Annotated in this window: 1 protein-coding gene; it reads right to left on the reverse strand. The window is 79.3% G+C overall.

Annotated elements, in window-relative coordinates; translation table 11 throughout:
- Window positions 1-217: hypothetical protein (locus G3I53_RS04905; protein WP_164438050.1), on the reverse strand; the 217-nt coding region annotated here is incomplete at both ends.

The following is a 217-nucleotide window of genomic DNA, read 5'->3' on the forward strand; positions in this document are numbered from 1 at the left end:
CCGGTTGGTGGCCCCCTCCATCACCAGCGAGGCCACCTGCCGTTCCATCGACGCCAGTCCGTCCAGCGCGTCCGAGGCCGCCGCCGGAACCGTCTCCGGCCGCACCGGGCCGGCGGCGACCGCCGCGTCCACCTGGCGCAGCCACGGCACGGCACGGCAGCGCCGGAACAGCCGCGCCGCCTCCTCGTAGGCCACCGCACCGGGGCGGCGGGCGCGC

This window comes from Streptomyces sp. SID14436, from assembly GCF_010548465.1.
Taxonomy (GTDB): Bacteria; Actinomycetota; Actinomycetes; order Streptomycetales; family Streptomycetaceae; genus Streptomyces.